Source organism: Hymenobacter agri (assembly GCF_054778495.1).
Map to the genome: position 1 here is coordinate 1 of NZ_BAAGZM010000948.1, position 1,130 is coordinate 1,130.

The window sequence follows — 1,130 nt, forward strand, 5'->3', positions numbered from 1 at the left end:
GCGCCGCTTTGCCCGCCACCACCAGCGCCGCCGCGAAACCCTGCTGCGCCGCCGCTACCAGCTGCAGCTGGCTCTCGAGCGCACGCTGCACCGCCAGGAGCTGCGGCTGTGGCAGTTATCAGCTAGAAATGAGCAGCTAGCAATAACCAAAAAGCGCCTGAATTCCAACCCATAATCCTGAATTGTTCACTGATAACTGCTCACTGTTAACTGAAAAATGACATACCGCGAAGCCATCGAAGAGCTCGAAACCATTTTGCGTGCGCTCGAAACCGACGCCGTCGACGTTGATGACCTCACCACCCGCGTCGAGCGTTCGGCCGAGCTCATCCGCCTGTGCCGCCACAAGCTGCGCCACGCCGAAGCCTCGCTCGACCGCGTGTTCGACTCGCTGGATGAGGATGAAAATGCCGACACGGCAGCTGACGAAACCGACGACGAGGAAGAATTTGAAGCGGAAGATGCTGACGACGACGACCACGACCACCTGCCCGGCGGCCCCGGCCGGGCGTGGTAAGTTTTACTCACACGAACCTTTACGGCAGACATCAGCGGCTGCTTTCAATGATAAATGCCTGGCAACGCAATTAATTAAGTGTTAATAGTCATTGCCTTAGCCATTCAATCATTCTACAATATAGGCTGATGAATGCGGCGGTGAACCAACTGCCGTCTTCTCCTCCGTTATTTGCCTTTTCGGTACTCTGTTGCCGCTAGCCAAGATTTTCGATTCTTTTGCGCAACTTGCCGTCGTCCGGGCATCCACGTGGCTCATCTGTCTCCCTTGCTTCTACTCACTCCTGCGTTGCTCTTGTTGGTGCTTGGGCTCGTGTGGTTTGTAGTGCGCTATCAGCGCGGGCAGCTGGCGCAGCAGCAGGAACTGGCCCAGCTGCAGGAAGCCGCCCAGCAACAGGCCCTGGCCGCCGCCCTGGTGGCGCAGGAAGACGAACGGCAGCGAATTGCCGCCGAGCTGCACGACGGAGTGGGCACCATTCTGGCCCTGGCCAAGCTGCACCTCTACGCTCCCGGCAGCCCCCCGGCTCCCGAAGCCAGTGCGCTGATTGACCAGGCCGTGGCCGAAGTGCGGCGCATTTCGCGCAACCTCCAGCCGGCTACGCTGCAGCAGCTGG

2 protein-coding genes are annotated in these 1,130 nt (G+C 59.5%); both read left to right on the top strand.

Annotated elements, in window-relative coordinates; translation table 11 throughout:
* The first annotated feature begins 217 nt into the window (after positions 1-217).
* A complete protein-coding gene (gene xseB, locus ACYVDE_RS23600; RefSeq protein ID WP_460503970.1) occupies positions 218-517 on the top strand; it encodes an exodeoxyribonuclease VII small subunit in 300 nt (99 codons plus the stop codon).
* Between the two features lie 300 nt (positions 518-817).
* The coding region (locus ACYVDE_RS23605; protein ID WP_460503971.1) for a histidine kinase at positions 818-1,130 on the top strand (313 nt) is incomplete at its 3' end.